Origin of the sequence: Sedimentimonas flavescens (assembly GCF_019264375.1) — a bacterium.
In the GTDB taxonomy this organism is placed as follows: Bacteria; Pseudomonadota; Alphaproteobacteria; order Rhodobacterales; family Rhodobacteraceae; genus Rhodobacter; species Rhodobacter flavescens.
In genome coordinates this window covers 113,939-140,354 of the sequence record NZ_JAHVAI010000011.1, presented here as the reverse complement: position 1 = coordinate 140,354, position 26,416 = coordinate 113,939, and the positions used below count along the sequence as shown (strand labels likewise).

Genomic DNA, 26,416 nt, shown 5'->3' with positions numbered 1-26,416 from the left:
GAAATTGCCTTTGCCCATCTCGGCCTCCTTGCCTCAAAATTAGGGAAGAAGGCGTCTACAGATCTAGGGGCTATTCAGGGAGGGTGCTCTTTGGTTCGGTTGAGAATCGTCGCAACAGGCTCAAAGTGCCCGCTCGCCATTTATTCCTGGGGCAGGTGGTGTTGGACTAGTTGGTGAATGTCTCACCAGTGGTAGGCCCGGCAGGACTTGAACCCGCAACCAAGGCGTTATGAGCGCCCTGCTCTAACCAATTGAGCTACAGGCCCCCAATGGTCGCCCTCCGCTTATCCGGGGGCGCAGGGCGCGTCAAGAATATCGGCCGCCAACGCGCCTTTCCGTTGCCCCCGCGCGGCCTTTGCGCTAAGGCGCGGGCCAAAGGTTCCACTGGCGGAGATGCGGGCGATGACCACGGGGAAAAACGGGCTGACCTATGCCGATGCGGGCGTCGATATCGATGCGGGCAATGCTCTGGTCGAGCGGATCAAACCGGCGGCGAAGCGCACCACGCGCCCCGGCACCATGTCGGGTCTGGGTGGTTTCGGCGCGCTGTTCGATCTGAAGGGCGCGGGCTATAAAGATCCGATCCTTGTCGCCGCCACCGACGGCGTGGGTACCAAGCTGCGCATCGCCATCGACACCGGCAACGTGGACACCATAGGCATCGATCTCGTGGCGATGTGCGTCAACGACCTCGTCTGCCAGGGCGCCGAGCCGCTCTTTTTCCTCGACTACTTCGCCACCGGCAAGCTGGAGCTTGACCAGGCCACCCGCATCATCGAGGGCCTCGCCGAGGGCTGCGCCCAGTCGGGTTGCGCGCTGATCGGCGGCGAGACCGCCGAGATGCCGGGCATGTATGCCAAGGACGATTTCGACCTCGCGGGTTTCGCCGTCGGCGCGATGGAGCGCGGCGCCGATCTTCCGGCGGGTGTCGAGAAGGGCGACGTGCTGCTCGGCCTCGGCTCGAACGGGGTGCATTCGAACGGCTACAGCTTCGTGCGCAAGGTGGTTGAACTCTCGGGCCTCGGTTGGGACGCAGACTGTCCCTTCGCCGAAGGCTCGCTTGGTGCGGCGCTGCTGGCGCCGACCCGGCTTTACGTCAAGCAGGCGCTGGCTGCGGTGCGTGCGGGTGGCGTTCATGCGCTGGCCCATATCACCGGCGGCGGCCTGACCGAGAACCTGCCGCGCGTCCTGCCTGAGGGGCTTGGCGCGACGATCGACCTGTCGTCGTGGGAGCTGCCGCCCGTGTTCCGCTGGCTGGCCGAGACCGCCGGCATGGCCGAGGGTGAACTGCTCAAGACCTTCAACTGCGGCATCGGCATGATCGTCGTGGTCGCCGCCGACCGCGCCGAGGCGCTGGCTGAACTGCTGCGCGCGCAGGGCGAGACCGTGACCCGCATCGGCACCGTGACCGAGGGCGCCGGCGTCGCCTACGAGGGCAAGCTTCTGTGAAGCGTGTCGCGATCCTGATTTCCGGGGGCGGGTCCAACATGGTCCGCCTCGTCGAGGATATGCAGGCACAGGGCTATGCGAGCCCGGTTCTGGTGGCCTCGAACGATGCGGCGGCTGCGGGGCTGGAGAAGGCCGCGCGGATGGGAGTGCCCACGGCCGCCATCGACCACCGTCCCTTCGGCAAGGATCGCGCGGCCTTCGAGGCCGAACTACTCAAACCCATTCTGGCCGCGCAGCCCGATGTGCTGTGCCTTGCAGGCTTCATGCGCGTCCTGACGCCGGGCTTTGTCGCGCAGTTCGCGGGTCGGATGCTGAACATCCACCCCTCGCTTCTGCCCAAGTATCCCGGTCTGCACACGCATCAGCGTGCGCTCGATGCGGGCGATGCCGAGGCCGGTTGCACCGTGCATGAGGTCACGCCCGTGCTGGATGATGGCCCGATCCTCGGGCAGGCCCGCGTGCCGGTCGAAGCAGGCGACACAGCCGACACGCTGGCCGCGCGGGTGCTGGTGATGGAGCACCGCCTTTACCCCGCCGTCCTGCGCCGCTACGTCGCCGGGGATCGCGCGCCGGTTCTGCTCTAGGCTGCGCATCGGGCGTTTTCCGGCGAAATCGCGCCGCGCGCACTTTTCTTTCGCGTCTCAACCTCCTAAAGGGGAAGTGACGGCGGGATGACCCCGCGACCAGAGAAGCGCGATGCCCACAATTACCACGACCGAAGCCCTTGCCGCATTCTGCGCAAAGGCGAAGACCCAGCCCTACGTTACCGTCGACACCGAGTTCCTGCGGGAGCGGACCTACTGGTCCAAGCTCTGCCTCGTGCAGATGGCGCTGCCCGGCAAGGAGGGCGAAGCGGTCCTCGTCGATCCGCTGGCCGACGGTATCTCGCTTGAGCCGCTCTATGACCTGTTCCGGCATCCGGGCACGGTCAAGGTGTTCCACGCCGCGCGGCAGGATCTGGAGATCTTCTTCACCGAGGCCCAGGTCTTCCCGCTGCCGCTGTTCGACACGCAGGTCGCGGCCATGGTCTGCGGCTTTGGCGAGCAGGTCGGCTATGAGACGCTGGTCAAGAAGATCGCGCGCCAGCAGCTCGACAAGACCTCGCGCTTTACCGACTGGTCGCGCCGTCCGCTGACCGAGGCGCAGCTGAAATATGCGCTGGCCGATGTGACCCATCTGCGGGTGATCTACGAGTTCCTCTCGAAAGAGCTGAAGAAATCAGGCCGCGAGCAATGGGTCGAAGAAGAGGAAGCCATCCTTCTCAACCCCGAAACCTATATCACACGCCCTGAAGAGGCCTGGCAGCGGGTCAAGACCCGCACCACCTCGGGCCGCTTCCTCGCCATCGTGCGCGAGTTGGCGCGCTTCCGCGAGGGCTATGCGCAGAACAAGAACATCCCGCGCTCACGTATCTTCAAGGATGACGCGCTGCTGGAGTTGGCCTCGACCAAGCCCACCTCGATGGATGAACTGGCCAAGTCGCGCCTGCTGCTGCGCGAGGCGCGCCGGGGCGACATTGCCGAGGGCATCCTTCAGGCGGTGAAAGAGGGGCTAGAGGTTCGCCCCGAGGACATGCCCTGCGTGCCCGAGGAAAGCAGCCAGTTGCAGGTGAACACCGCGCTGGCCGACCTGCTGCGCGTGCTGCTCAAGGCGAAGTCCGAGGAAACCGGCGTTGCTGCCAAGCTGATCGCGAGCGCCTCGGATCTGGACCGGATCGCTGCAGGCAAACGCGACGTGCCCGCGCTGAACGGCTGGCGCAATGAGGTCTTCGGTCAGGATGCCCTGCGTCTCGCACATGGCGAGATCGCGCTGACGGCCTCGGGCGGGGCCGTGCGGATCGTTCTCGCGGACTGAGCTTAGCGGCTGACCGAGCGCGCGTTGTTCGCGCCGGTTACCACGATCTTCGAGACATCGCGCAGGCGGGCGTTCGAGATGAAGGCCGCCACGGTCACTTCACGCGACTCGGGCGTCAGGACACGTCTGGAGGCGTCGGAATAAGGGTCGGGTTCGGCCACGACGAAGGTGTAGCTCATCACCCCATCGACGGCGTAGCCATCGTTATCCGCGATCAGTTCAGCGTCCCACCAGCCCTGTGTCGGCGTCAGGCCCGCCGCCGAAACGATGGCGCCGCCCTGCGTGGGCTTCACCTCAAGCCGGGTCACCTGGTCGATCATCTTGCGGTAATCGCCAAGGCTCACCGCGTAGCCGCCCTCGGGTTCCAGCGTCGCGACTTCCTCATCGCCGCCGAACCAGTTGAACGGGTTGTAGCGGCTTTCGCCAAAGCCGCAGCCGGCAACGACAGTAACGATGGCAAGCGAGGCAAGAAGGGGCTGTCGCATGGGAACTCCGGACTGGTTTGCTCTTGGGTAGCCCATTGCGTGGCTTTTGAAAAGCCGCCACTGGACCCATGCGCGCACTCGCGCTAGGCAGGGGCGACGCTAAAGAGGAGAGGCACATGGCCACCGAAAGCTTCGAGGAAATCGCCGAGACCTTCGAGTTTCTCGATGACTGGGAAGACCGCTACCGGCATGTGATCGAACTGGGCAAGGCGATGGCGCCGATGGACGATGCCGTGAAAGTGCCCGCAACCAAGGTCGAGGGCTGCGCAAGCCAGGTCTGGCTGCTGCCGCGGATCGAAGGCACCGGCCCCACTGCGCGTTTCGATTTCCAGGGCGAGTCGGACGCGCTGATCGTGCGCGGCCTGATCGCGGTGCTGCACGCGCTTTATTCCGGGCTGAGCGTGGTCGAGGTCTCCAACGTCGATGCCAAGGCGGAACTGGGCCGTCTGGGCCTCAATGAGCATCTCAGCCAGCAGCGCTCGAATGGCGTTGCCGCGATGGTCGAGCGTATCCGGCGCCTTGCGGCCGAGGCGGCGGCAGCCTAGGCCCCGCCGCCCCGCAGTTCACGCCTGAGCGGCGGTGATGATGATCTCGACGCGGTAGTCGGGCGTCGCAAGGCGGGCCTCGCCGGTTGCGCGGGCGGGGCAATGGCCTGCCGGAACCCAGGCATCCCAGACGGTGTTCATCTCGGCGAAATCGGCGATATCGGCCAGCCAGATCTGTGCGCTCAGGATGCGGGTCTTGTCCGAACCCGCTTCGGCCAGCAGCTGGTCGATGCTGGCGAGAATCGCCTTGGTCTGGGCGGTCACGCTTTCACCCGGTGCGCCGACCTGACCGGCGAGCCAGATAAGCCCGTTGTAGACGACGGCCTCGCTCATGCGCGCGCCACATTCGATACGTTTGATCTCGGCCATTGGCCCCTCCGTGATTGATTGCCAAGGTGATAGCGGGAGGGTGCCGCCCCGGCCAGTGGATTTCCTTGCGGGCGCACTAGCTTTGATCGGAAAAGGGGTTTCGAGGTGTTTGGACGATTTCTTGCGGCATTGATTCTTCTGACCGCCCCGGCTTGGGCAGAGAACATGGGAGAGCGATCGGCAAGTCGCGATCTGCCCTTCCGGCTGGAGCGCGTGGCCACGCTCGATCTGCCGTGGGCCATCGCGCCGCTGCCCGATGGCCGACTGCTGGTGACCACCAAACCGGGGGAGATCTGGCTGTTCGATGGTGAAACTGGCGTTTCGCTGGAAAATGTCCCAGAAGTGCAGTTTTCTGGCCAGAATGGGCTGTTGGATGTCGCCGTTGCGCCTGATTTTGCGCGGTCTGGCACAGTCTATTTCACCTATGTCTCGCCACAGAACGCGCTTGTTCTGGCCCGTGCGCGGCTTGGAGATGGCGCGTTGGAGGGGATCGAGACCCTTTGGCGTCAGACGCCGGGCGGGCGTGGACAGCCCGGCGGGATCATCGCCTTCGGCCCCGACGGGATGCTTTATCTGAGCGTAGGCGACCGGATGCAGCCCGAGACGGCGCAAGAACCCGACAACCCGCGCGGCAAGATCCTGCGCCTGACGCCTGACGGGGAACCCGCGCCCGGCAATCCGTTTTCGGGCAGTGCGACCCGCGCGGCGACTTGGACCGAGGGGCATCGCAACCCCTACGGCCTAGCCTTCGCGCCGGACGGTCGGCTCTGGTCGCACGAGATGGGGCCGCGCGGCGGTGATGAGCTGAACCTGATCACGCCCGGTTTGAACTACGGCTGGCCGGAGGTCTCGAACGGCGACAATTACACGGGCTGGCCGATCCCCGACCACGATACCCGCCCCGAATTCGCCGCGCCGTCTCTGTGGTGGACGCCCGTGATCGCGCCTGCGGGGCTGGCCTTCTACGTGGGCGACGATTTCCCCGATTGGCGCGGCCATATGCTGATCGGCGCGCTACGCGGGCAGGGGCTTGTGCTAGTGGCAGGCGATGGCTCGGACCAATTGGCGCGGTGGGATCTGCGGATGCGCGTGCGCGATGTCGCCGTGGATCGCGCGGGGCACGTCTGGCTCATCGAAGACTCGGGCTCTGGTGGGCTGTATCGCCTGGTGCCGAGATGATCTGTGGGGAAGTTGGAGCGGGTAGCGGGAATCGAACCCGCGCGTTCAGCTTGGGAAGCTGACAGGCTACCATTACATCATACCCGCCTGTGCGGCGCAGAGGTAAGCGAAGCGCGCCCGGTCGTCAAGCGGGCGCGCGCAGATTCAGCCGCGCCTGCGGCGGCGCCCGCCACCGCCATCGCCGCTGCCGCCGCTGTTGAAACTGACCTCGGGCAGGGTCACCACCTTGGCGAGTTCAGGGAAGGGGTCGCTGGCATGGGGCATGGCGTTGGCGGCCACGAAATGCTCTTGGAAGCGCGGCTCGATCGCGGTCTCGATCTTGTCGATACGCTTGACCTGCGCCTCAATCGCGCGGCGTGCGCTGCGGGCGCAAAGCGCCATGCGCGCGCCGGTGCCCGCGGCATTGCCCGCCGAGATGACGTGATCCAGCACCACGTCAGGGATCATGCCTAGCACCATCGCGTGCTTGGGAGAGATATGGGCCCCGAAGGCGCCTGCCAGCACGACGCGGTCGACCTTGTCTACTCCCATCTCGTCCATCAGCAGCCGTGCGCCCGCGTAAAGCGCTGATTTCGCTAGCTGAATCGCGCGTATATCACCCTGCGTGACGGTGATGCGCGGGCCGTCCGGGCTGCCGTCATGGATTACATACTCATGCGTCCTGCCGGTCGAGACGCAGCGCGCCGTGCCGGTCTGATCGGCCGAGCCGATCAACCCCGAGGGATCGACGATCCCGGCCATACGCATCTCGGCCACGGCCTCGATGATGCCCGATCCACAGATCCCCGTGATCGTCGGCGTGCCGAACTCAGGCGCGTCCGACCAGTGATCGTTGCCGATGATACGGAAGCGCGGCTCTTTCGTCACCGGGTCGATCTCGATCCGCTCGATCGCGCCGGGCGCCGCGCGCTGCCCCGAGGAGATCTGCGCCCCCTCGAAGGCCGGGCCGGTGGGGGACGAGCAGGCAAGCACGCGGGTGCGGTTGCCCAGGAGGATCTCGGCATTGGTGCCGACATCGACGATCAGGGACAGGTCCTCGCGTGTCTCGGGTGCTTCGGAAAGTGCCACGGCGGCGGCATCCGCGCCAACGTGGCCCGCAATCAGCGGCAGGATATAGGCGCGGGCGGCGGGTGCCAGATCGCCAAGCCCGATCTCGGCGGCGGCTAGGTTTTGCGCCTCGCCGGTGGCCAGTGCGAAGGGGGCTTGACCCAGCTCGACCGGGTCGATGCCGAGCAGAAGGTGATGCATGACCGGATTGCACACGACGCTGGCTTCGACCACGGCGCCCGCGTCCACGCCCGACTCGGCCACCAGCGCGGCCGCCAACTGGCCAAGCGCATCGCGCACGACGCGCGTCATTTCGACATCGCCGCCCGGGTTCATCATGGCATAGGAAACCCGGCTCATCAGGTCTTCGCCAAAGCGGATCTGCGGGTTCATCAGGCCCGAAGACGCAAGCACCCGCCCATCGGCAAGGCTGACCAGATGCCCGGCGATGGTTGTCGAGCCCAAGTCGATCGCCAGCCCGTAAAGCGGCGCGTCGCGCAGGCCCGGCCAAAGGGCGACGATCCGCGGAAGGGCTCCGGTGCCGTCGTCATTCACCGCGACGGTCACCTTCCACTCGCCCCTGCGCAGCACAGGCTGCAGAACGCGCATCACCTGAAGATCGGCCGTCAAACCCTTGATCCCCCATTGCGTCTCCAGCGCATCGGCGAGGCGCTGGAAGTCGCCCGAGGGCTCGTGCATGTTCGGTTCAGCCACCTCGACGTAATAGGCATGTGTCGCCGGATCCATGTCCATCGCACGCTCTGAGGCAGACTTGCGGATGACCTGGCGGTGCACCTGGGATTCAGGCGGAACGTCCAAAACGACATCGCCCTGAATGCAGGCCTGACACCCGAGCCGCCGCCCGGGCTTGAGGCCCCGAACGCGGTCATAACGCTCTTCGACGGCGTTGATCTGTGTCAGCGCATCGGGGCCGACATGAACGCCATGCTTGGGAAATTCGCCGTAGCCGGGGGAAACCTGGCATTTCGAACAGATCCCGCGCCCGCCGCAAACGGAATCGAGATCGACGCCAAGCTGTCGCGCGGCCTGCAGGACGCTTGTGCCCTTGGCCACGCGCCCGCGCTTACCCGAGGGCGTAAAAATCACCAGTGCATCGTCCGTCATGCGCGTCTCCTGTTCCTGTGGCTGTTCTAGGCCGAAGCGAGCGCGGGGCAAAGCCCATGTGCGACGGGGCGCAATGCGAAATCGTCACCTTCGGTGGGATGGTGCGGCAGGGGGCGCTGCCCCCTCGGCCCGGATGGGCCTCACCCCCGGGATATTTCGACCACATTGAAAAGCGGCCCCCCTATTCCTTCAATGTGGCTAAAGTATCCTCGGGGGGTGAATTGGGTGTAGCCCAAGAGGGGGGCAGACAGCCCCCCTGCTTCGCGTCTCAGCGGCCCTGGCGCCGCGCCATGAACGCGAGGCGCTCAAAGAGGTGAACGTCTTGTTCGTTCTTGAGCAGCGCGCCATGCAGTTTGGGCAGCAGGCTCGCCCCTTCGCGCTTGAGGTCTTCGGGGGCAAGGTCTTCGGCGAGCAGGAGTTTGAGCCAGTCGAGCACCTCGGAGGTCGAGGGTTTCTTCTTCAGTCCCGGCGTTTCACGGATCTCGTAGAACTGGGTCAGCGCCTCGGCCAGAAGCGATTCCTTGATGCGCGGGAAATGCACCTCGACGATCTGCTTCATGACCGCAGGGTCGGGGAAGCGGATGTAGTGGAAGAAGCAGCGCCGCAGGAAGGCGTCGGGCAGTTCTTTTTCGTTGTTCGAGGTGATGATGACCACGGGGCGGTGCACGGCGCGCACCGTTTCGCCGGTTTCGTAGACGTGGAACTCCATCTTGTCGAGTTCTTGCAGCAGGTCGTTCGGGAACTCGATATCGGCCTTGTCGATCTCGTCGATCAGCAGCACGACCTTGGCATCGGCCTCGAAGGCCTGCCAGAGCTTGCCCTTGCGGATGTAGTTCTTCACGTCATTGACGCGCGCGTCGCCCAATTGGCTGTCGCGCAGGCGCGAGACGGCATCGTATTCGTAAAGCCCTTGCTGGGCCTTGGTGGTGGATTTGATGTTCCACTCGACCATCGGCAGCCCGAGGCTTTGCGCCACTTGTCGGGCGAGTTCCGTCTTGCCGGTGCCCGGCTCACCCTTGACCAGCAGCGGGCGCTCGAGCGCGACGGCGGCGTTGACCGCGACGGTCAGATCGGGCGGGGCGACGTAGGTCTCGGTAGACTGGAAACGCAAGGATTCTCTCCGGAATTGTGGCGCGCCAGAGGTTAGCCGCGCCCCAATATGGCCGCAACCCAATGCTAGGAAAGATCGGGTCACCTTGACGCGGTGCGAAAAGGAGGGCGTGACATCCCTTTCCGCTTGGGGTAAGTGAGCGCCCGAGGAGGCCCGCATGGCAGGATACGCAAATTCTACTTCGACGGGTACGACAGAGAGGGCAGAGATGAAGGCCGAAAACTTTCTTCCCGACGACTATCGCCCCGCCGAGGACGAGCCGTTCATGAACGACCGTCAGCTCGAGTATTTCCGGCGCAAGCTGGTCGCCTGGAGAACCGAGCTGCTGGAGCAATCGGCGGAAACGCTTGAAGGTCTCGCCGAATCGGCACGCAGCGTTCCCGATATCGCTGACCGCGCCTCGGAGGAGACCGACCGCGCGCTGGAACTGCGTACCCGCGATCGTCAGCGCAAGCTGGTGTCCAAGATCGAGGCCGCGCTGCGCCGCATCGACAATGGCGAATATGGTTACTGCGAAGTGACTGGCGAGCCGATCTCGCTGCGTCGTCTGGATGCGCGCCCGATCGCCACGATGACGCTGGAAGCGCAGGAGCGCCATGAGCGCCGCGAGCGGGTTCACCGCGACGACTGATCTGCGCGGCGGTTGATTTCGCTCAAAGACCATTCCCACCGGCGCCTCCAAGGTGCCGGTGATTTCGTTTCGGGAGGGACCATGCTGATCGGACGCAAGATCACCGTTTTGGGGGCCGGGGTCGCGGGGCTGACGGTCGCGCGGGCGCTGGCGCTACGTGGCGCCGAGGTGACGGTGCTGGAGCAGGCCGATGCGATCCGCGAAGTGGGCGCGGGGCTTCAGATTTCGCCCAATGGCGCGCGGGTGTTACGGGCGCTTGGGCTGGGCGAGGCGCTCACCGAGGCAGGGCCACGGGCGCAGGCGGTCGAACTGATCGACGGAGAGACCTCGTCGCGCGTGGCGCGGCTCGATCTGGCGCGGCTGCGCGGAGGGGATGAATATCGTTTCCTGCACCGCGCCCGGCTGATCGAGCTTTTGGCAGAGGGCGCGCGCGAGGCGGGCGTCCATATCCGGCTGCTGCAAAGGATCGAGAGCGTCGAGTTGGGCGATCATCCGCCCCGTCTGTTCACCGCGCAGGGTGGCGAGATGGAGGCCGACCTGCTGATCGGCGCAGATGGTCTGCATTCCAAGGTGCGTCACGCGCTTAACGGTCAGGTGGCGCCCTTTTTCACCCATCAGGTGGCGTGGCGCGGCGTGATCCCCTGCGCGGACAGCGAGCCCAAGATCGCCCAGGTTTTCATGGGGGCGGGCAAGCATGTTGTCAGCTATCCGCTTGGCAACGGGCTGCGCAATGTCGTCGCTATCGAAGAGCGTGACCGCTGGGTCGAGGAAAGCTGGAACCTGCGCGACGATGCGATGACGTTGCGCGCCGCCTTCGAGGATTTCTGCCCCCCAGTCCAGAAATGGCTGACCCAGATGGAGGAACCCTGGCTCTGGGGTCTGTTCCGCCACCCGGTGGCCGAGCGTTGGCATGGCCATGGTGCGGCGATCCTGGGCGATGCGGCGCATCCCACCTTGCCATTCCTCGCGCAGGGTGCGGTCATGGCGATCGAAGACGCCTGGGTGCTGGCGGAAAGCCTCGCCTCGCACGATACGCCTGACGCGGCGCTGGCAGCCTATCAGGCGCAACGCCGGCCGCGTTGCACCGCGATTGTCGAGGCGGCCAACAGGAACTCGCGCAACTATCACCTCTCGGGTGTGACGCGGGCGGTGGCGCATCTGGGGCTGCGTGCAGCCTCGGCGATTGCGCCTGCACGGCTGATCGGACGGTTCGACTGGGTCTATGGTCACGATGTGACGGCAGGCGCCGGGGGCTGAGCCTCAGGCGTCGAGATCAATCCAGACCGGCACATGATCCGAGGGCTTGTCGCGGCCGCGAATGTCCTTGTCGATCCCGGTTTCGCGCAGCAGGTCTGCGGCCTGCGGGCTGAGCAGCAGATGGTCGATGCGGATGCCGTTGTTTCGCTGCCAGGCGCCCGCCTGATAATCCCAGAATGAATAATGCCCTGGCCCCTGCACCTCGGCGCGGAAGGCGTCGGTGAAGCCGAGGTTCAGGATGCGCCGGAAGGCCGCGCGGCTTTCGGGCAGGGCGAGGGCGTCCTCGCGCCAGGCTTCGGGCTTGGCGGCGTCGTCGTCCTGCGGGATGATATTGTAATCGCCCGCCATCACGACGGCCTCTTCGGTGACTAGCAGATCGCGGGCGCGGGCGCGCATCCGCTCCATCCAACCCAGCTTGTAGTCGTATTTCGGCCCCGGCGCGGGGTTGCCGTTGGGCAGGTAAAGCCCGCAGATCCGCACGGCGCGCTTGCCCACGACGGTGGCCTCGATCCAGCGCGCCTGCTCGTCGCTGTTGTCGCCTGGCAGGCCGCGCGTCACGTCCTCAAGCGGCAGGCGCGACAGGATCGCCACGCCGTTGAAGCTTTTCTGCCCATGCGTTTCGATCTGGTAGCCAAGCCCGTCGAACAGTTCATGCGGGAAGGTCTCGTCGGTCGATTTGATTTCTTGCAGCACGACGACATCGGGCTCGGCCTCGCGCAGCCAAGCGGGCAGGGCCTCGGCGCGGGCCTTGATGCCATTGATGTTATATGTCGCGATCTTCATGCGGCCCCCTCGGTTTCCACCTTGATAGGGGGAGGGGGAGCGGATGCCAAGTTACATCGAGAAGGAAATCCCGCAGCCGCAGGAGGCGGAGGCATTCGGGTTCTGGACCACAAAGCGTGCGCCGATCAGCTCATCGGTGAAATCGACCGTCGCGTTTTCCAGAAACGGTAGCGAGACCGGGTCGATCAGTACCCGCTGGCCCGCGCCCTCGATGACGATGTCATCCGCCGCGGCGGTCTCTTCCAGCTTCAGTTCATATTGGAAACCAGAGCAGCCGCCGCCTTCGACGGCCACGCGCAGCGCGCGCGGTGCGGAGGCACTGGCGTTGATCTCGGCAAGGCGCGCAAAGGCGCGGTCGGTGACTTTCGGCGGCAGAAGCATCGTGAGGCCTGTATTTATGGGTCACTCTGGATATAGGGTGGGGCAAATGCGCCGACAAGACGAGGATGCCCTTGCTGCAACCCTATGCCTGCCTGCCCGACGCCAGTCGCGGTCGACTTTTCCCCGAAAGTATTTCCACTTTTCGTACGCCTTTTCAACGAGATCGCGACCGGATCATCCATTCCTCGGCCTTCCGGCGGCTCAAGCACAAGACACAGGTTTTCGTCGAACATGAGGGCGATTACTACCGCACCCGCCTGACCCACACGATCGAGGTGGCGCAGGTGGCGCGCACCATCGCCTCGGCGCTTGGGCTGAATACCGACCTGGCCGAGGCCGTGGCGCTGGCGCATGACCTGGGCCACCCGCCCTTTGGCCATACCGGCGAAGACGCGCTGGCCCTGCTGATGGAGCCCTATGGCGGGTTCGACCACAACGCTCAGGCGCTGCGCATCGTCACCAAGCTGGAACGTCACTATGCGGGCTTCGACGGGCTGAACCTGACTTGGGAGACGCTCGAAGGCATCGCCAAGCACAATGGCCCGGTCGAGCCGCCTTGGAACTACGCGCTGGCCGAGGTCAATGCGCTGTGGGATCTGGAACTGGGCACCAATGCCTCGGCCGAGGCGCAGGTGGCCGCCGTGGCCGACGATTGCGCCTATAATCACCACGATCTGCATGACGGTCTGCGCGCGGGGCTGTTCACCGAGGATGACCTGTGCGAGTTGCCGATCATCGGCGATTGCTTTGAACAGGTGGACCGGATGCATCCCGGCATCGACCCGATGCGCAGGCGGCATGAGGCGCTGCGCCGCGTCTTTGGCGTGATGGTCGAGGATGTGATCGCCGTGGCGCAGAACCGCCTGACCGGCCTCTGCCCGCAGACGGTCGATGATATCCGCGCGATGGAGGGGCCGATCATCCGCTTCTCAAAGCCGGTCTATCAGAACCTCAAGGCGATCAAGCTGTTTCTGTTCCAGCGCATGTATCGCGCGCCCTCGGTGGTGGTCGAGCGTCAGCGTGTCACCAAGATGGTCAATGCGCTGTTCCCGCTGTTCCTTGAGCAGCCCGATCTGCTGCCGCAGGACTGGCAGGCCGACGTCGCGACGGCCAAGGCCAAGGGGAACGAAGGCAAGACCGAGCTTGCCCGCGTGGTTCTGGATTATGTGGCCGGTATGACCGACCGCTTCGCCATTCAGGAATACCACCGGCTGGTGGACCCCGAGGCCTGAGCTCTTGGCGGCGTCAGCCGCCAAGCCGCCGGAAGGTCGTGCGGTTGTCGGGCCCGACACCAAGCCAGCCGGCGACGGTCGCCGCGATCTGCGCAACATTGGTCGAGCGTTGTGTGATGCCAGCGGCCTCCTCGGCCAGCGCGGCATCGCCCGTGCGGGCGGGGGCGTTTGCGAGGATCTGTTGCGTGGGCACAAGTTCGGCACCGCTTGCCGCATCCAGAATGCGCGCGGTGAAAACGATGTCATAGACACCGGTTCCCTGCGGGGCGTTGTAGCGGGATTTCATGTTGAGCGCGTGGAACTTCTGCACCGTCACTTCTATGGTGACGGGCGTCGAGCCGCGCAGACCCGAGGCCCCCGCGCGGACGCCCTCCTCATAAATCCGGGCAACCTGTGCACGGCGATCGCCCGCGGGCTCCTCGACCCAAACGATATCCGCCTTGGGGACATAGCTCGTCTCGCTCTCGCTGACCGTCAGCGACTGCGGCACGATCACCGAAACGCCTGCCAGCTTATAGCTGTCGGCGGCGCCTTCGAGCGGCGTATACGCGGTTTCCCACGATCGGCTGCAACCCGCAGCCATCAAAAGGCTGCCGCAAAGGATGAAAAGCGAGGCGCGTCGGGTCGTAAAGGGCATGTCACTGGTCCGCTGGTTACATCAAGCCGCGGAGGTTCTACCCAATTTTTAACCAAAAAGTAACCCAAGTCGCGGGAATTGGTTAACCCTTACGTAGGGGCACGCAAGCCTCAGATCATCATCTCCTTCGTCGCGCTCAGCGTGACGCCGGGATAGTCGCGCACCACGCGGTCGATGTCCCATTGCAGGCGCGTCAGGAAGACGATGTCGCCGTCATGGTCGGTCGAGATGTGCTGCTTGTTGGCGTTGGCGAGCTTTTCAACCGTGTCCTTGGGGCCAAGCACCCACCGGGCCGAGGTGAATTGCGAGGATTCGAACCGCACAGGGATGCCGTATTCGATCTCGATCCGGCTGGCCAGAACGTCGAATTGCAGTGCGCCGACGACGCCGACGATGAAGCCCGAACCGATCGAGGGCTTGAAGACCTTGGCCGCGCCTTCCTCGGCGAATTGCATCAGCGCCTTTTCCAGGTGCTTGCCCTTCATCGGGTCGGTCGCGCGCACCGATTGCAGCAATTCGGGCGCGAAGCTCGGGATGCCGGTAAAGCGCAGCTTCTCGCCCTCGGTCAGCGCGTCGCCGATGCGCAACTGGCCGTGGTTCGGAATGCCAATGATGTCGCCCGCCCAGGCCTCCTCGGCCAGCTCGCGGTCGGCGGCCAGGAACAGCACCGGGTTCGACACCGCCATCGGCTTGCCCGAGCGGACATGCAGCAGTTTCATCCCGCGCTCGAAATGCCCCGAGGCGAGGCGCACGAAGGCCACGCGGTCGCGGTGCTTGGGGTCCATGTTGGCCTGCACCTTGAAGACGAAGCCGGTGACCTTGGTTTCCTCCGGGGCCACGCCGCGCTCGGCGCTTTTCTGGATTTGCGGTTCGGGGCCGTATTCGCCGATCCCGTCCATCAACTCCTTGACGCCAAACGAATTGATGGCCGAGCCGAACCAGATCGGCGTCATGTGGCCCTCAAGGAAACTCTGGCGGTCAAAGGCGGGCAGCAACTCGCGCGCCATTTCCAGTTCCTCGCGCAGTTTTTCGAGTTGCGCGGGGGGAACGTATTCGGCCAGCTTGGGATCGTCGAGGCCGCTGATCTTGATCGACTCCGCCACCCGGTTGCGGTCGGCGCGGTCCATCAGTTCCAGCCGGTCGTGCAGAATATCGTAGCAGCCCAGGAAGTCGCGCCCCATGCCGATCGGCCAGCTGGCCGGCGCCACGTCGATGGCCAGGTTCTCCTGAATCTCGTCGATGATCTCGAAAGTGTCGCGGCTTTCGCGGTCCATCTTGTTACAGAAGGTCAGGATCGGCAGGTCGCGCAGGCGGCAAACCTCGAACAGCTTGCGGGTCTGGCTTTCGACGCCCTTGGCGCCGTCGATCACCATGATCGCCGCGTCTACCGCCGTCAGCGTGCGGTAGGTATCTTCCGAGAAGTCCGAGTGGCCGGGTGTGTCAACCAGGTTGAAGCGATACTGGCGGAAATCGAAGCTCATCGCCGAGGCCGAGACCGAGATCCCGCGATCCTGTTCAAGCTTCATGAAGTCCGAGCGCGTCCGCCGTGCCTCGCCCTTGGCGCGCACCTGACCGGCCATCTGAATGGCGCCCCCGAAAAGCAGGAACTTTTCGGTCAGCGTGGTCTTGCCGGCGTCGGGGTGCGAGATGATCGCAAAGGTCCGGCGGCGGGCGATTTCGGGCGGGAGATCGGGTCGGTTGCTCATGGCGCGCTCATACCGCGCGCGGCGGCTTGGGGCAATGGGAGGAAGCGCGCCCGCGCCCCACTTTTGCGGGGGATCGGGGCAATGGGCGCTTGCCATGGCGCGCCACTCCGCTAGGTCTGGGAAAAACGCAGGAGGAAATGATGGATCTGGGGATCAGGGGCAAGAAGGCAATCGTCTGCGCGGGCTCGAAGGGGCTCGGGCGCGGCTGTGCCGAGGCGCTGGCCGAGGCGGGCGTCGATCTGGTGCTGAACGCGCGCGGCGCCGAGGCACTGGCCGAAACCGCCAATGAGATCGAGGCGCGCTATGGCGTGACGGTCATCCCCGTGGCGGCGGACATCACCACGCCCGAGGGGCGTGCGGCGGTGCTGGATGCGGCGGGTGAGGTGGACATTCTGGTCAATAACGCGGGCGGTCCGCCGCCCGGCCTCTGGAGCGACTGGTCGCGCGACGATTTCATCAAGGCGCTCGATGGCAACATGCTCAGCCCCATCGCCATGATGCAGGCGGTGATGCCGGGGATGATGGCGCGCGGTTGGGGCAGGGTGGTGAACATCACCTCGGCGGCGGTGCGTGCGCCGATCCCGCAGCTTGGCCTGTCGAATGCGGCCCGCGCCGGGTTGACCGGCTTTGTCGCCGGAACCGCGCGGCAGGTAGCCCATGCGGGGGTGACCATCAACAACATGCTGCCGGGCATCCATGCCACCGACCGGGCCGACGCGCTTGATGGTGCGGTGGTGCGCGCCGAGGGGATCTCGCTTGACGAGGCGCGGACGCGCCGCGCGGCGGGCATCCCTGCGCGCCGCTACGGCACGGCGTCCGAGTTCGGGGCGATGTGCGCATTTCTCTGCTCGCAGCACGCGGGGTTCATCGTGGGGCAGAATATCCTTGTCGATGGCGGTGCGGCAAATCAGACCATGTGACGGTCGGGCCGGGCGCTTGCGCCACCCGGCCCGCCCTGCTATCCCGCATATGCCTGAGAGAATTGATCGGAAAGCCCGGTGAACCTGACCGCCAAGATCGACAAACCCGTTGCCGAGGCCCCGCGGCTTGAGGTGCAAAACCTCGTGCGGCGCTTCGATGGGCAGATGGTGGTGGACGATGTGTCCTTTTCGATCCCGGCGGGGCAGGTGACCTGCCTGCTCGGCCCCTCGGGCTGCGGCAAGTCCACGACGCTGCGCATCATCGCGGGCGTCGATATGCAGGACGCGGGCCGGATCTACGTGGACGGCAACCTCGTCTGCGACACGGTCTTCCGCGTCCCGCCCGAGCGCCGCGCCATCGGGCTGATGTTCCAGGATTTCGCGCTGTTCCCGCATCTGTCGGTGGCCGATAACGTGGCCTTCGGTCTGAAGGGCAGCAAGGACGAGAAGCGCGCGCGGGTGAGCGAATTGCTCGACCGGGTGCGGCTGCTCAGGCATATCGACAGCTTTCCGCATTCGCTGTCCGGGGGCGAGCAGCAGCGTGTCGCGCTGGCGCGTGCTCTTGCGCCGCGCCCGCGCATTCTGCTGATGGACGAGCCCTTCTCTGGGCTGGATGAGCGTCTGCGCGACGGCATCCGCGACGAGACGCTGGCGCTTCTGAAGGAAGAGGGCACCGCCGTTCTGTTGGTCACCCATGAGCCGCATGAGGCGATGCGCATGGCCGACCAGATCTTGCTGATGCGCGGCGGCAAGATCGTGCAGCGTGGCGCGCCCTATAACCTTTACAACGCGCCCGTGGATCGCGCGGCGGCGGCGTTCTTTTCAGACATCAACGTGCTCAAGGGCCGGGTGCAGGGCGCGCTGACCGCGACGCCCTTCGGTGATTTCCTGACGCCGGGCCACCCGGACGGGACCGAGATCGACATCGTGATCCGCCCGCAGCACCTCAAGATCGACTTCGATCGGGCGGGGCGCGGCCCGAACCCGACCGTGCAGGACGGCACGCCCGCGCGCGGCGTGGTCGAGCGGGCACGCTTCATGGGCCGCGAGAGCCTGGTCGAGTTTCGTATGGATTTCGACGGCTCGATCCTGCGCGCCACCGTACCCAATGTCTTCCTGCCGAAACCCGGCACTCCGATGTGGCTGATGATCCGCCGCGACCGATGTTTCGTCTTCGGCGCGAAGGCATGAAAAAAGGCGCCCCGCGGGGCGCCTTTCGCATTCCTTGGTCCGGGATCACACAGCGCGGATCGGCGTGACCTTCTTGCCCTTCGGGCCGTTGTCGGCGTTCTGGTCGATGAACTCCAGCACCAGCGGGCGGATGTTGTTGCGCCAGCTCGAACCGGCGAAGATGCCGTAGTGACCGGCGCCGGGCTCAAGGTGCTGGGCCTTCTTGCTCTCGGGCAGGCCGGTGCACAGGCGCAGCGCGGCAACGCACTGGCCGGGCGCCGAGATGTCGTCATTCGAGCCTTCGACGGTCTTCACGGCCACATCGGTGATCTTGCCGATATCGACGCGCTTGCCGTTCACGGTGAACTTGTTCTGGGCGATCTCGAGGCCCTTGAAGATGCGCTCGACCGTCGAGAGGTAGAATTCGGCGGTCATGTCCATCACGGCGAGGTATTCATCGTAGAACACGTTGTGGTGGTCGCGCTCCGAGCCTTCACCTTTGGCTTCGGCAACGATCTTCTCTTTGAAGGCATCGACGTGCTTGTCCATGTTCATCGAGATGAACGAGGCAAGCTGCATCAGGCCCGGATAGACCATGCGGCCGGCGCCCTTGTATTTGAAGCCCACGCGCTGGATCACCATATGCTCAAGCTGGCCCATGGTCACGCGTGCGCCGAAGTCGGTGACTTCGGTGGCAGCGGCGTCGGGGTCGATCGGACCGCCGATCAGGGTCAGCGTGCGCGGCTGCGCGGCCGGATCTTCCTCGGCCAGGTACGCGGTCGCGGCAAGGGTCAGCGGGGCGGGCTGGCACACGGCAATGATGTTGATGTCAGGGCCGAGGTATTTCATGAAATCGACAAGATAGAGCGTGTAGTCTTCGATATCGAACTTGCCTTCGGATACCGGGATATCACGCGCGTTATGCCAGTCGGTCACATAGACATCTGCATCGGGGAGCAGCGACGCGACGGTCGAGCGCAGAAGGGTCGCGTAGTGACCCGACATCGGCGCCACCATCAGGATGCGGCGCTTCATCGGTGCGCGGCCCTGAACGGCGAAGTGAATCAGCGAACCGAAGGGCTTGTCGATAAGCGTTTCAACCGAAACGACATGGTCGCGGCCATCGGCGCCCGCGATCGAGCGGATGCCCCAGTCGGGCTTGATCACCATGCGCGCGAAGCTGCGTTCGGTGACGCGGCCCCAGGCAGAGAGCAGTTTGAACATCGGGTGCGGGGCGAGACCCCAAACCGGGTAGGACGCCATCGCGCGGGCAGATGCGCCCATCCATTCGTTGGTGTTCCTGATGGTCTCCATCAGGTCGTAACGCATCATGCCTTTCATTCACTCTCCTCGGCCCGCAGGCTCTCCCCGAAAACGCTGCTTTACCCTCCCGTAATAGCAACGCTATGCTGTTACCAAAAAGGATAGGGAGGGAATAGCATTATGGCAACAAAAGAGGAAACTCAAAATGCTGCATCGCAGCAATTTCAGGAGAACCTCGTCAAGATCGAGGCTTTGACGCAACGCCTCATCGAAGCCTTGTCGCGCAAGCGCACGCCTAATCCCGCCCTTGAAGGGCCCGGAATGGACTTCTACCTCACCACCGGGGCCGCTTTTATCAAAGAATTGTCCGATAATCCGGCAAAAATGCTGGAAGCCCAGGTTTCCTACTGGGGTCAGGCGATGAAACATTATGTCGAAGCCTCCCATGCGCTGACGCAGGGCGGCCTCAAGGCGCCTGCCGATCCGGGATCCTCCGACCGTCGTTTTGCCAACCCGCTGTGGGACACCCACCCCTATTTCAACTTCATCAAGAAGCAATATCTGATCTCGTCGCAGGCAATGGAGGATGCGGTCAGCCGAATCGAAGGGCTCGACCCGGTCGATCGCAGGCGGCTCGACTACTTCACGCGGCAGATCATCGACATGATGTCGCCGACGAACTTCCTGGCCACCAACCCCGATGCGCTGGAACGTGCCGTTGCCACCGAAGGGGCCAGCCTCGTCAAAGGGCTGGAGAACCTCGTGCGCGACATCGAGGACAATCAGGGCGAGCTTGTCGTTACCCTCTCGGACAAGAATGCCTTCACGGTTGGGCAGAACATCGGGACCGCCGAAGGTTCGGTCGTCTATCGCAACCGGATGATGGAGCTGATCCAGTACAAGCCCACCACCGAGACGGTGCACAAGACGCCTCTGATCATCTTCCCGCCGTGGATCAACAAGTTCTACATCCTCGATCTCAAGCCGGTGAATTCGCTCATCCGCTGGGTGATCGATCAGGGCTTTACGTTGTTCGTGGTCAGTTGGAAGAACCCCGACCCGAGCTATGCAGACGTCGGCATGGATACCTATATCGAGGAAGGCTATCTGACGGCGATCGACCATGTGAAGCAGATCACGGGCGAGAAGAAGGTCAACACTGTTGGCTACTGCATCGCGGGCACGACGCTGAGCCTGACGCTCGCGCTGATGGAAAAGCGCAAGGACAAGTCGATCAACTCGGCCACCTTCTTCACCACTCTGACCGACTTCTCTGACCAGGGCGAATTTGCCGTATACCTGCAAGACGATTTCGTGGACGGGATCGAGTCGCAATGCGTGGCCGACGGGATTCTGTCGAGCCATTTCATGACGCGCACCTTCAGCTTCCTGCGCGCGAACGACCTGATCTACCAACCCGCGATCCGCAGCTACATGATGGGCGAGTCGCCGCCCGCCTTCGACCTGCTGTTCTGGAACGGGGACTCGACCAACCTGCCGGGCAGAATGGCGGTCGAATACCTGCGCGGCCTGTGCCAGGGCGACAATTTCACCAGGGACGGCTTCCCGGTGCTGGGCGAGACGCTGCATGTCTCGGACGTCAAGGTGCCCCTTTGCGCCGTGGCTTGCGAGACGGACCATATCGCGCCCTGGATCGCCTCGTTCAACGGGGTGGCGCAGATGGGTTCTTCGGACAAGACCTTCATCCTGTCCGAGTCGGGGCACATCGCGGGGATCGTGAATCCGCCGTCGAAAAAGAAATACGGCCACTATACTTCTGAAGCGCCGGTGCATAATCCGAACGAGTGGAAAGGGCAGGCTGCCTACCATGAAGGCAGCTGGTGGCCGCGATGGGGCGAGTGGCTTGCCTCGCGCTCGGGGCGGATGATCGCGGCGCGTGAGCCGGGCGATGAAAATCACCCCGTTCTCGGACCCGCGCCGGGTACCTATGTATCCGAGGCCGTGACGGGCTGAACGGCCCGATTTTCTTCATCCAGAAAAATTTCTGCACCGCAGCATTTCTACTTGAATTGCTGCGGTGCAGCATTTATATATGCTCCGTAAGCGAATGGGCCCTCGCCTGCGTACCCCTCTCCCGGGCCCCTGAAAATGGAGCACACCAATGGCCAAGACCCAAGACTTCACCAAGATCGTTCAAGACATGATGTCGTCGATCCCGGTTGACACCTCGAAGTACCAGGAAGCCCTGAAATCGCAGGCTGCCCTGGGCGAAAAAATGACCAAGGTTGCCCTGGACGCTGCCGAGAAATCGACCGAGATCTCGTCGAAGTGGGCCAAGGACACCATCGCCAAGGTCGGTACCCTCGCCAAGACCAAGGAAGAGCCGGCCGAATACGCCAAAGCCGTGAGCGACTTCGCTTCGGCCGCTGCTGAAATGGCTGCTGAAAACCTCGCCGCCTTCGCCGAAGTCGCGAAGAAGGTTCAGATGGAAACAGTCGAGCTGATGCTGGCCGCTGGCAAGGATCTGCAGGAAGACGCGACCGCCGCGGTGAAGAAAGCCACCGAGGAAGTGACCGCTGCCGCCAAGAAAGCGACCTCGACCGCTAAGTAATTCTGCCGCGAACCGGCTCCTTCCTCCCAGCCGGACACGGTATCCTAAGGGCGGGCTTCGGCCTGCCCTTTTCTTTTGTTGCTTTTGGCGGTGCAGCGCTTAATCATTGCTGCGCTGCCAATAACAAGGGAGGACCCGATGTCTGACGAAGCGAAGCCGTTGCTGATCAAGCGCTATGCCAGCCGTCGCCTGTATAATACCGAGACCAGCGACTACGTAACGCTTGAAGATATCGCGAGCTTCATCCGAGAAGGCCGCGAGGTTCAGATCATCGATCTCAAGAGCGGCGATGACCTGACCCGCCAATATCTGCTTCAAATCATTGCCGAGCATGAAAGCCGTGGCGAGAATGTGCTGCCGGTGGACGTGCTGACCGATCTGGTGCGCAGCTACACCACTTCGGCGCAGTCGGTGGTGCCGCAGTTCCTGGCCGCATCCTTCGAGATGCTGCGCGAGGGGCAGTCGCAACTGATGGAGCAGTTCTCCTCTTTCCCGAACCCGATGGCGAACATGCCGGGCTTCGACGCGCTGCAGCGTCAGCAGCAGGCCTTCCTGAAATCGATGATGGCGGGTTGGGGAAGTGCGGGTTCGTCGGGGCCGGAAATGGAATCGGGGGAGGGAACTCCCGCCAAGGATCGCGACGAGTTGAACGCGATCAAGAAGCAGCTTGCGGATCTGCAGTCGAAACTCTCGAAGCTCTGAGTTCCCGGGCGGGCAGGGGCAACCCTGCCACGCGCCCCAAGGGGCAAATGAAAAGGGCGGCCTTGCGGGCCGCCCTTTTGGTATTCTGCCTCACACGAGGCGGCTTTGCTCTTTCGCCGCTTTCACGAAGCCCGCGAACAGCGGGTGGGGCGCGAAGGGTTTCGACTTCAATTCCGGGTGGAACTGGACGCCGATGAACCACGGATGGCCCTTGTGCTCGACGATCTCGGGCAGGCGGCCATCGGGCGACATGCCCGAGAAGACCAGCCCGCAGGTCTCAAGCTTGTCGCGGTATTTCACGTCCACCTCGTAGCGGTGGCGGTGACGCTCCTCGATATTGGCGGCTCCGTAAACCTCGGCCACTTTCGAGCCGTCCTTGAGCACCGCGTCATAGGCACCAAGGCGCATCGTGCCGCCCTTGTCGTCGGAGACCTTGCGCTCGACCCGGTGGTTGCCCTGCACCCATTCCTTGAGGTGATAGACGACCGGGGTGAAGCGCTTCTTGCCAGCCTCGTGGTCGAATTCCTCGGAGCCTGCATCGCTTACGCCCGCAAGGTTGCGCGCGGCTTCGATCACGGCCATCTGCATGCCCAGACAGATGCCCAGGTAGGGGATGCCCTTTTCGCGCGCATATTGCGCGGCGCGGATCTTGCCCTCGGTGCCGCGCTCGCCAAAGCCGCCGGGCACGAGGATGGCGTTGAACCGCTCCAGATGCGGGGCGGGGTCTTCGCGCTCGAATATCTCGGCGTCGATCCACTCGGCTTTCACGCGGACGCGGTTGGCCATGCCGCCATGGGTCAACGCCTCGGCGATCGACTTGTAGGCGTCTTCAAGCTGCACGTACTTGCCGACGATGGCCACGCGGACCTCGCCCTCGGCGTTGGTCAGGCGGTCCATCACGTCTTCCCAACGGGTCATGTCGGGCTTGGGCGCGGGCGAGATGCCGAAGGCATCCAGCACGGCCTGGTCGAGGCCCACGCGGTGATAGGCCAGCGGTGCCTCGTAGATCGACTTGAGGTCATAGGCCGGGATCACGGCATCCGGGCGCACGTTACAGAACAGCGCGATCTTGGCGCGTTCCTTGTCCGGGATCGGGTGCTCCGAGCGGCAGACCAGAACGTCGGGCTGAAGGCCGATCGAGCGCAGCTCCTTGACCGAGTGCTGGGTGGGCTTGGTCTTCAACTCGCCCGAGGCCGCAAGGTAGGGCAGCAGCGTCAGGTGCATGAAGATGCACTGGCCGCGCGGGCGGTCTTGCGCGAACTGTCGGATGGCTTCGAAGAAGGGCAGGCCCTCGATGTCGCCGACGGTGCCGCCGATCTCGCAGAGCATGAAATCGACCTCGTCATCGCCGACCGCGATGAAATCCTTGATCTCGTTGGTGACGTGCGGGATGACCTGGATGGTCTTGCCGAGGTATTCGCCGCGGCGCTCCTTCTCCAGAACGTTCGAGTAGATCCGGCCCGACGAGACCGAGTCGGTCTTGCGGCAGGCCACGCCCGTGAAGCGCTCGTAATGGCCCAGGTCGAGGTCGGTTTCCGCGCCGTCGTCGGTCACGAAGACCTCGCCATGCTCGAAGGGCGACATCGTGCCCGGATCGACGTTCAGATAGGGGTCGAGTTTGCGCAGGCGGACCGAGAAGCCGCGTGCCTGCAAAAGTGCGCCAAGTGCTGCCGAGGCAAGCCCTTTGCCAAGCGACGACACCACACCGCCGGTGATGAAGACATATCTTGCCATGGAAACCCCCGTGAGCAGCAAAAATCTGGAATCTTCCCGATCCCAAAAGGATCAAGATCACGGGATTTAATGCTTACACGATTCGCGGCACGCCCGCAACCGGACCGCAAGCAGTTGAGTAGGCTGGGGCAAAATGCCCTATTTCTGGGGTCAGTTCGCCGGAGGCGGCGTGACCGGCGCATCCGTTGCCGCAGGCGGCAGATCCACGTTCGGCAGCGCGGGTACAGGCGCCTCGATCGGGGCCACGGAGCGATCGACGACCGAGCCCTCATCGGCCTTGCGCGCGGCGATGATGGTCAGCGTCACCGAGGTGATCAGGAAGCCCGTTGCCAGAATCCAGGTCAGTTTCGACAGCGCGTTAGCCGCCTGACGGCCCGACATGACGCCGCCACCGCCACCGCCGCCCATGCCAAGGCCGCCCCCTTCGGAGCGCTGCAGGAGCACCACACCGATCATCAGAAGCGCGAGGATCAGGTGAACGGAGAGGATGACGTTTTCCATGCGGTCACGGACCTTCTTTCTGCCGACGCGCTTACTTAGGCGTATACGTCAGCGCTGGCAAGGCCCTTTGGCCGGTGCCGTGGCGATCGGCGCGCGCCCCGCACGGGATAAGCTGCAAAAGATGTGGTGCAGGCCCGAAAAACAGGTTCCATGCGACCGCCCGCCCCGCTATATGGTGCACGGTTTTGCAACCCTCGAGGAGAGAGACATGGCCAATGTCGTGGTGGTCGGCGCCCAATGGGGCGACGAAGGCAAGGGCAAGATCGTTGACTGGCTCAGCGAACGCGCCGATGTGATCGCGCGCTTTCAGGGCGGGCACAATGCGGGCCACACGCTGGTCATCGACGGGCAGGTGTACAAGCTGAATGCGCTGCCCTCGGGCGTGGTGCGCGGCGGCAAGCTCAGCGTCATCGGCAACGGCGTCGTGCTGGACCCCTGGCACCTGGTCAAGGAGATCGCCTCGATCCGCGAGCAGGGCGTGGACATCAGCCCCGAGACGCTGATGATCGCCGAGAACACCCCCCTCATCATGCCGTTCCACGGTGAACTGGACCGCGCCCGCGAGGCGCAGGCCTCGGTTGCCAAGATCGGCACCACCGGTCGCGGTATCGGCCCGTGCTATGAAGACAAGGTTGGCCGCCGTGTGATCCGCGTCGCCGACCTCGCCGATCCGGCCACGCTGGAGTTGCGCGTCGATCGCGCTCTGGTGCACCACAACGCGCTGCGCCTTGGTCTGGGGCTGGAGCCGGTGGACAAGGTCGCGCTGCTTGAAAAGCTTAATGAAATCGCGCCCGAGATCCTGCAATACGCAGCCCCCGTCTGGAAGGTGCTTAACGAGAAGCGCCGCGCCGGCAAACGCATCCTCTTCGAGGGCGCGCAGGGCTCGCTTCTGGACATCGATTTCGGCACCTATCCCTTCGTCACCTCGTCGAACGTCATCGCCGGTCAGGCGGCGACGGGCGTGGGCCTTGGCCCGAACGCCATCGACTTCGTTCTGGGCATCGTGAAGGCCTATACGACCCGCGTGGGCGAAGGCCCGTTCCCCTCGGAACTGCATGACGAGAACGGCGAGCGTCTTGGCACCCGTGGCCGCGAATTCGGCACGGTCACCGGGCGCAAGCGCCGCTGCGGCTGGTTCGACGCGGCGCTGGTGCGCCAGACCTGCGCCATCTCGGGGATCAACGGCATCGCGCTGACCAAGCTTGACGTGCTCGACGGGTTCGAGACGATCAAGATCTGCACCGGCTACGAGCTGGACGGCGAGGTTCTCGACTACCTGCCGACCGCTTCGGACCAGCAGGCGCGTTGCAAGCCGATCTACGAAGAGGTCGAGGGCTGGAGCCAGTCGACCGAGGGTGCGCGCTCGTGGAACGACCTGCCGGGTGCCGCAGTGAAATATGTCCGCCGCATCGAAGAGCTGATCCAGTGCCCCGTTGCGCTGCTCTCGACCAGCCCCGAGCGCGACGACACGGTCCTCGTTACCGACCCCTTCGAGGACTGAGCCGGTGGCCCTGTCCTACAAGGCGCGTCGGCGCCTCTCGATCCTGGTCCTCGTGGTGGGGCTGCCGCTGTATATCGTGGTGGCAGTCACGCTGACGGGCTGGCTGAACGAGAGGTTCGGGCGCCTGCCGATCTGGGCCGAGTTGCTCGTTTATGTCGGGCTGGGGTTCTTGTGGATGCTGCCGCTCAAACCGGTCTTCTCCGGGGTAGGGCGCGAAGATCCCGACGCCAAAAAGTAAAAGGAGGGGCCGTTGCCCCTCCTT

At 64.3% G+C, this 26,416-nt stretch carries 26 protein-coding genes and 2 tRNA genes; 15 read left to right on the top strand and 13 right to left on the bottom strand.

Annotation, left to right across the window (positions count from 1 at the left end; all coding sequences use genetic code 11):
• Nucleotides 1-189: 189 nt before the first annotated feature.
• A tRNA-Ile gene (locus KTQ37_RS12070) sits at nt 190-266 on the bottom strand.
• A 136-nt stretch (nt 267-402) separates the two neighbouring features.
• On the opposite strand from KTQ37_RS12070, the gene purM reads away from it, so the two are divergent.
• The 3 genes from purM (at nt 403) to rnd (ending at nt 3,303) form a co-directional block, all read left to right on the top strand.
• Nucleotides 403-1,449, top strand: coding sequence for a phosphoribosylformylglycinamidine cyclo-ligase (gene purM, locus KTQ37_RS12065; RefSeq protein ID WP_218630771.1), 1,047 nt, complete (start codon nt 403-405; stop codon nt 1,447-1,449).
• Complete coding sequence (gene purN, locus KTQ37_RS12060; protein ID WP_218630770.1) at nt 1,446-2,033, top strand: phosphoribosylglycinamide formyltransferase; 588 nt, start codon at nt 1,446-1,448, stop codon at nt 2,031-2,033. The genes purM and purN overlap by 4 nt, the downstream gene beginning before the upstream one ends.
• A 112-nt stretch (nt 2,034-2,145) precedes the next feature.
• Nucleotides 2,146-3,303: a ribonuclease D gene (gene rnd / locus KTQ37_RS12055; RefSeq protein WP_218630769.1), complete on the top strand. Its 1,158-nt coding sequence runs from the start codon at nt 2,146-2,148 to the stop codon at nt 3,301-3,303.
• Between the two features lie 2 nt (nt 3,304-3,305).
• Here the strand turns inward: rnd and KTQ37_RS12050 are convergent, their stop codons facing one another.
• On the bottom strand, nt 3,306-3,788 hold the full coding sequence (locus KTQ37_RS12050; RefSeq protein WP_218630768.1) for a hypothetical protein: 483 nt from the start codon (nt 3,786-3,788) through the stop codon (nt 3,306-3,308).
• Between the two features lie 116 nt (nt 3,789-3,904).
• Here KTQ37_RS12050 and KTQ37_RS12045 point away from each other — a divergent pair, with 116 nt between their 5' ends.
• On the top strand, nt 3,905-4,333 hold the full coding sequence (locus KTQ37_RS12045) for a SufE family protein (protein ID WP_218630767.1): 429 nt from the start codon (nt 3,905-3,907) through the stop codon (nt 4,331-4,333).
• 18 nt (nt 4,334-4,351) lie between these two features.
• Here KTQ37_RS12045 and KTQ37_RS12040 read toward each other — a convergent pair whose 3' ends face one another.
• Nucleotides 4,352-4,702: a RidA family protein gene (locus KTQ37_RS12040; protein ID WP_218630766.1), complete on the bottom strand. Its 351-nt coding sequence runs from the start codon at nt 4,700-4,702 to the stop codon at nt 4,352-4,354.
• Between the two features lie 129 nt (nt 4,703-4,831).
• Here KTQ37_RS12040 and KTQ37_RS12035 point away from each other — a divergent pair, with 129 nt between their 5' ends.
• Nucleotides 4,832-5,881, top strand: coding sequence for a PQQ-dependent sugar dehydrogenase (locus KTQ37_RS12035; RefSeq protein ID WP_218630765.1), 1,050 nt, complete (start codon nt 4,832-4,834; stop codon nt 5,879-5,881).
• Nucleotides 5,882-5,894: 13 nt separating this feature from the next.
• Here the strand turns inward: KTQ37_RS12035 and KTQ37_RS12030 are convergent.
• The 3 genes from KTQ37_RS12030 to KTQ37_RS12020 all read right to left on the bottom strand — a co-directional run bounded on the left by KTQ37_RS12030 (nt 5,895) and on the right by KTQ37_RS12020 (nt 9,164).
• Nucleotides 5,895-5,968, bottom strand: a tRNA-Gly gene (locus KTQ37_RS12030).
• Between the two features lie 57 nt (nt 5,969-6,025).
• Nucleotides 6,026-8,053, bottom strand: a complete 2,028-nt coding sequence (locus tag KTQ37_RS12025; RefSeq protein ID WP_218630764.1) for an ASKHA domain-containing protein — start codon at nt 8,051-8,053, stop codon at nt 6,026-6,028.
• A gap of 268 nt (nt 8,054-8,321) precedes the next feature.
• Nucleotides 8,322-9,164 (bottom strand): AAA family ATPase, encoded by an 843-nt coding sequence (locus tag KTQ37_RS12020; protein WP_218630763.1) that lies wholly within the window; start codon nt 9,162-9,164, stop codon nt 8,322-8,324.
• A gap of 208 nt (nt 9,165-9,372) precedes the next feature.
• On the opposite strand from KTQ37_RS12020, the gene dksA reads away from it, so the two are divergent.
• Nucleotides 9,373-9,795 carry an RNA polymerase-binding protein DksA gene (gene dksA / locus KTQ37_RS12015; protein WP_218630762.1) on the top strand — a complete coding sequence of 141 codons (423 nt, stop codon included), beginning with the start codon at nt 9,373-9,375 and terminating at the stop codon, nt 9,793-9,795.
• A gap of 81 nt (nt 9,796-9,876) precedes the next feature.
• On the top strand, nt 9,877-11,052 hold the full coding sequence (locus KTQ37_RS12010) for an FAD-dependent monooxygenase (RefSeq protein WP_218630761.1): 1,176 nt from the start codon (nt 9,877-9,879) through the stop codon (nt 11,050-11,052).
• A 3-nt stretch (nt 11,053-11,055) separates the two neighbouring features.
• On the opposite strand, the gene xth is transcribed toward KTQ37_RS12010, so the two are convergent.
• Together xth and KTQ37_RS12000 are read right to left on the bottom strand one after the other, a co-directional pair.
• A complete protein-coding gene (gene xth / locus KTQ37_RS12005) occupies nt 11,056-11,835 on the bottom strand; it encodes an exodeoxyribonuclease III (protein ID WP_218630760.1) in 780 nt (259 codons plus the stop codon).
• Between the two features lie 51 nt (nt 11,836-11,886).
• Nucleotides 11,887-12,216 (bottom strand): HesB/IscA family protein, encoded by a 330-nt coding sequence (locus KTQ37_RS12000; RefSeq protein ID WP_218630759.1) that lies wholly within the window; start codon nt 12,214-12,216, stop codon nt 11,887-11,889.
• Between the two features lie 71 nt (nt 12,217-12,287).
• Here KTQ37_RS12000 and KTQ37_RS11995 point away from each other — a divergent pair, with 71 nt between their 5' ends.
• Nucleotides 12,288-13,448: a deoxyguanosinetriphosphate triphosphohydrolase gene (locus tag KTQ37_RS11995; RefSeq protein ID WP_218630778.1), complete on the top strand. Its 1,161-nt coding sequence runs from the start codon at nt 12,288-12,290 to the stop codon at nt 13,446-13,448.
• Nucleotides 13,449-13,461: 13 nt separating this feature from the next.
• On the opposite strand, the gene KTQ37_RS11990 is transcribed toward KTQ37_RS11995, so the two are convergent.
• Nucleotides 13,462-14,085 carry a DUF6778 family protein gene (locus KTQ37_RS11990; RefSeq protein ID WP_218630758.1) on the bottom strand — a complete coding sequence of 208 codons (624 nt, stop codon included), beginning with the start codon at nt 14,083-14,085 and terminating at the stop codon, nt 13,462-13,464.
• Between the two features lie 110 nt (nt 14,086-14,195).
• Entirely contained in the window at nt 14,196-15,791 is a 1,596-nt protein-coding gene (locus tag KTQ37_RS11985; protein WP_218630757.1) for a peptide chain release factor 3, read from the bottom strand.
• A gap of 140 nt (nt 15,792-15,931) precedes the next feature.
• On the opposite strand from KTQ37_RS11985, the gene KTQ37_RS11980 reads away from it, so the two are divergent.
• Together KTQ37_RS11980 and KTQ37_RS11975 are read left to right on the top strand one after the other, a co-directional pair.
• The gene (locus KTQ37_RS11980) at nt 15,932-16,711 is read left to right on the top strand and encodes an SDR family oxidoreductase (RefSeq protein ID WP_218630756.1); all 780 of its coding nucleotides are present in this window, start codon (nt 15,932-15,934) and stop codon (nt 16,709-16,711) included.
• 165 nt (nt 16,712-16,876) lie between these two features.
• A complete protein-coding gene (locus tag KTQ37_RS11975; protein ID WP_218630777.1) occupies nt 16,877-17,902 on the top strand; it encodes an ABC transporter ATP-binding protein in 1,026 nt (341 codons plus the stop codon).
• Between the two features lie 45 nt (nt 17,903-17,947).
• On the opposite strand, the gene phaZ is transcribed toward KTQ37_RS11975, so the two are convergent.
• Nucleotides 17,948-19,222, bottom strand: a complete 1,275-nt coding sequence (gene phaZ, locus KTQ37_RS11970) for a polyhydroxyalkanoate depolymerase (protein ID WP_218630755.1) — start codon at nt 19,220-19,222, stop codon at nt 17,948-17,950.
• A 102-nt stretch (nt 19,223-19,324) separates the two neighbouring features.
• Here phaZ and phaC point away from each other — a divergent pair, with 102 nt between their 5' ends.
• From phaC to phaR, 3 genes are all read left to right on the top strand, one after another.
• Nucleotides 19,325-21,118 carry a class I poly(R)-hydroxyalkanoic acid synthase gene (phaC, locus tag KTQ37_RS11965; RefSeq protein WP_218630754.1) on the top strand — a complete coding sequence of 598 codons (1,794 nt, stop codon included), beginning with the start codon at nt 19,325-19,327 and terminating at the stop codon, nt 21,116-21,118.
• Between the two features lie 148 nt (nt 21,119-21,266).
• The gene (locus KTQ37_RS11960) at nt 21,267-21,716 is read left to right on the top strand and encodes a phasin family protein (protein WP_218630753.1); all 450 of its coding nucleotides are present in this window, start codon (nt 21,267-21,269) and stop codon (nt 21,714-21,716) included.
• 138 nt (nt 21,717-21,854) lie between these two features.
• Entirely contained in the window at nt 21,855-22,418 is a 564-nt protein-coding gene (gene phaR, locus KTQ37_RS11955) for a polyhydroxyalkanoate synthesis repressor PhaR (protein WP_218630752.1), read from the top strand.
• A gap of 90 nt (nt 22,419-22,508) precedes the next feature.
• Here the strand turns inward: phaR and KTQ37_RS11950 are convergent, their stop codons facing one another.
• Complete coding sequence (locus tag KTQ37_RS11950; protein WP_218630751.1) at nt 22,509-24,152, bottom strand: CTP synthase; 1,644 nt, start codon at nt 24,150-24,152, stop codon at nt 22,509-22,511.
• Nucleotides 24,153-24,302: 150 nt separating this feature from the next.
• Complete coding sequence (secG, locus tag KTQ37_RS11945) at nt 24,303-24,653, bottom strand: preprotein translocase subunit SecG (RefSeq protein ID WP_218630750.1); 351 nt, start codon at nt 24,651-24,653, stop codon at nt 24,303-24,305.
• A gap of 208 nt (nt 24,654-24,861) precedes the next feature.
• Here secG and KTQ37_RS11940 point away from each other — a divergent pair, with 208 nt between their 5' ends.
• Both KTQ37_RS11940 and KTQ37_RS11935 read left to right on the top strand, forming a co-directional pair.
• Nucleotides 24,862-26,154: an adenylosuccinate synthase gene (locus KTQ37_RS11940; RefSeq protein ID WP_218630749.1), complete on the top strand. Its 1,293-nt coding sequence runs from the start codon at nt 24,862-24,864 to the stop codon at nt 26,152-26,154.
• A 4-nt stretch (nt 26,155-26,158) separates the two neighbouring features.
• Nucleotides 26,159-26,392 (top strand): DUF2842 domain-containing protein, encoded by a 234-nt coding sequence (locus tag KTQ37_RS11935; RefSeq protein ID WP_218630748.1) that lies wholly within the window; start codon nt 26,159-26,161, stop codon nt 26,390-26,392.
• The last annotated feature ends 24 nt before the right edge of the window (nt 26,393-26,416 follow it).

Excerpts from the sequence above, each read along its gene's own strand:
- KTQ37_RS11980 (WP_218630756.1), top strand. The coding sequence starts at position 15,932 with ATGGATCTGGGGATCAGGGGCAAGAAGGCAATCGTCTGCGCGGGCTCG.
- secG (WP_218630750.1), bottom strand. The coding sequence starts at position 24,653 with ATGGAAAACGTCATCCTCTCCGTTCACCTGATCCTCGCGCTTCTGATG.
- KTQ37_RS11960 (WP_218630753.1), top strand. The coding sequence starts at position 21,267 with ATGGCCAAGACCCAAGACTTCACCAAGATCGTTCAAGACATGATGTCG.
- KTQ37_RS12010 (WP_218630761.1), top strand. The coding sequence starts at position 9,877 with ATGCTGATCGGACGCAAGATCACCGTTTTGGGGGCCGGGGTCGCGGGG.
- KTQ37_RS11985 (WP_218630757.1), bottom strand. The coding sequence starts at position 15,791 with ATGAGCAACCGACCCGATCTCCCGCCCGAAATCGCCCGCCGCCGGACC.
- dksA (WP_218630762.1), top strand. The coding sequence starts at position 9,373 with ATGAAGGCCGAAAACTTTCTTCCCGACGACTATCGCCCCGCCGAGGAC.
- KTQ37_RS11940 (WP_218630749.1), top strand. The coding sequence starts at position 24,862 with ATGGCCAATGTCGTGGTGGTCGGCGCCCAATGGGGCGACGAAGGCAAG.
- KTQ37_RS12045 (WP_218630767.1), top strand. The coding sequence starts at position 3,905 with ATGGCCACCGAAAGCTTCGAGGAAATCGCCGAGACCTTCGAGTTTCTC.
- phaC (WP_218630754.1), top strand. The coding sequence starts at position 19,325 with ATGGCAACAAAAGAGGAAACTCAAAATGCTGCATCGCAGCAATTTCAG.
- KTQ37_RS11950 (WP_218630751.1), bottom strand. The coding sequence starts at position 24,152 with ATGGCAAGATATGTCTTCATCACCGGCGGTGTGGTGTCGTCGCTTGGC.
- phaZ (WP_218630755.1), bottom strand. The coding sequence starts at position 19,222 with ATGAAAGGCATGATGCGTTACGACCTGATGGAGACCATCAGGAACACC.
- rnd (WP_218630769.1), top strand. The coding sequence starts at position 2,146 with ATGCCCACAATTACCACGACCGAAGCCCTTGCCGCATTCTGCGCAAAG.
- xth (WP_218630760.1), bottom strand. The coding sequence starts at position 11,835 with ATGAAGATCGCGACATATAACATCAATGGCATCAAGGCCCGCGCCGAG.
- KTQ37_RS12025 (WP_218630764.1), bottom strand. The coding sequence starts at position 8,053 with ATGACGGACGATGCACTGGTGATTTTTACGCCCTCGGGTAAGCGCGGG.
- KTQ37_RS12040 (WP_218630766.1), bottom strand. The coding sequence starts at position 4,702 with ATGGCCGAGATCAAACGTATCGAATGTGGCGCGCGCATGAGCGAGGCC.
- purM (WP_218630771.1), top strand. The coding sequence starts at position 403 with ATGACCACGGGGAAAAACGGGCTGACCTATGCCGATGCGGGCGTCGAT.
- KTQ37_RS11990 (WP_218630758.1), bottom strand. The coding sequence starts at position 14,085 with ATGCCCTTTACGACCCGACGCGCCTCGCTTTTCATCCTTTGCGGCAGC.
- KTQ37_RS11975 (WP_218630777.1), top strand. The coding sequence starts at position 16,877 with ATGGTGGTGGACGATGTGTCCTTTTCGATCCCGGCGGGGCAGGTGACC.
- KTQ37_RS12050 (WP_218630768.1), bottom strand. The coding sequence starts at position 3,788 with ATGCGACAGCCCCTTCTTGCCTCGCTTGCCATCGTTACTGTCGTTGCC.
- KTQ37_RS12000 (WP_218630759.1), bottom strand. The coding sequence starts at position 12,216 with ATGCTTCTGCCGCCGAAAGTCACCGACCGCGCCTTTGCGCGCCTTGCC.
- phaR (WP_218630752.1), top strand. The coding sequence starts at position 21,855 with ATGTCTGACGAAGCGAAGCCGTTGCTGATCAAGCGCTATGCCAGCCGT.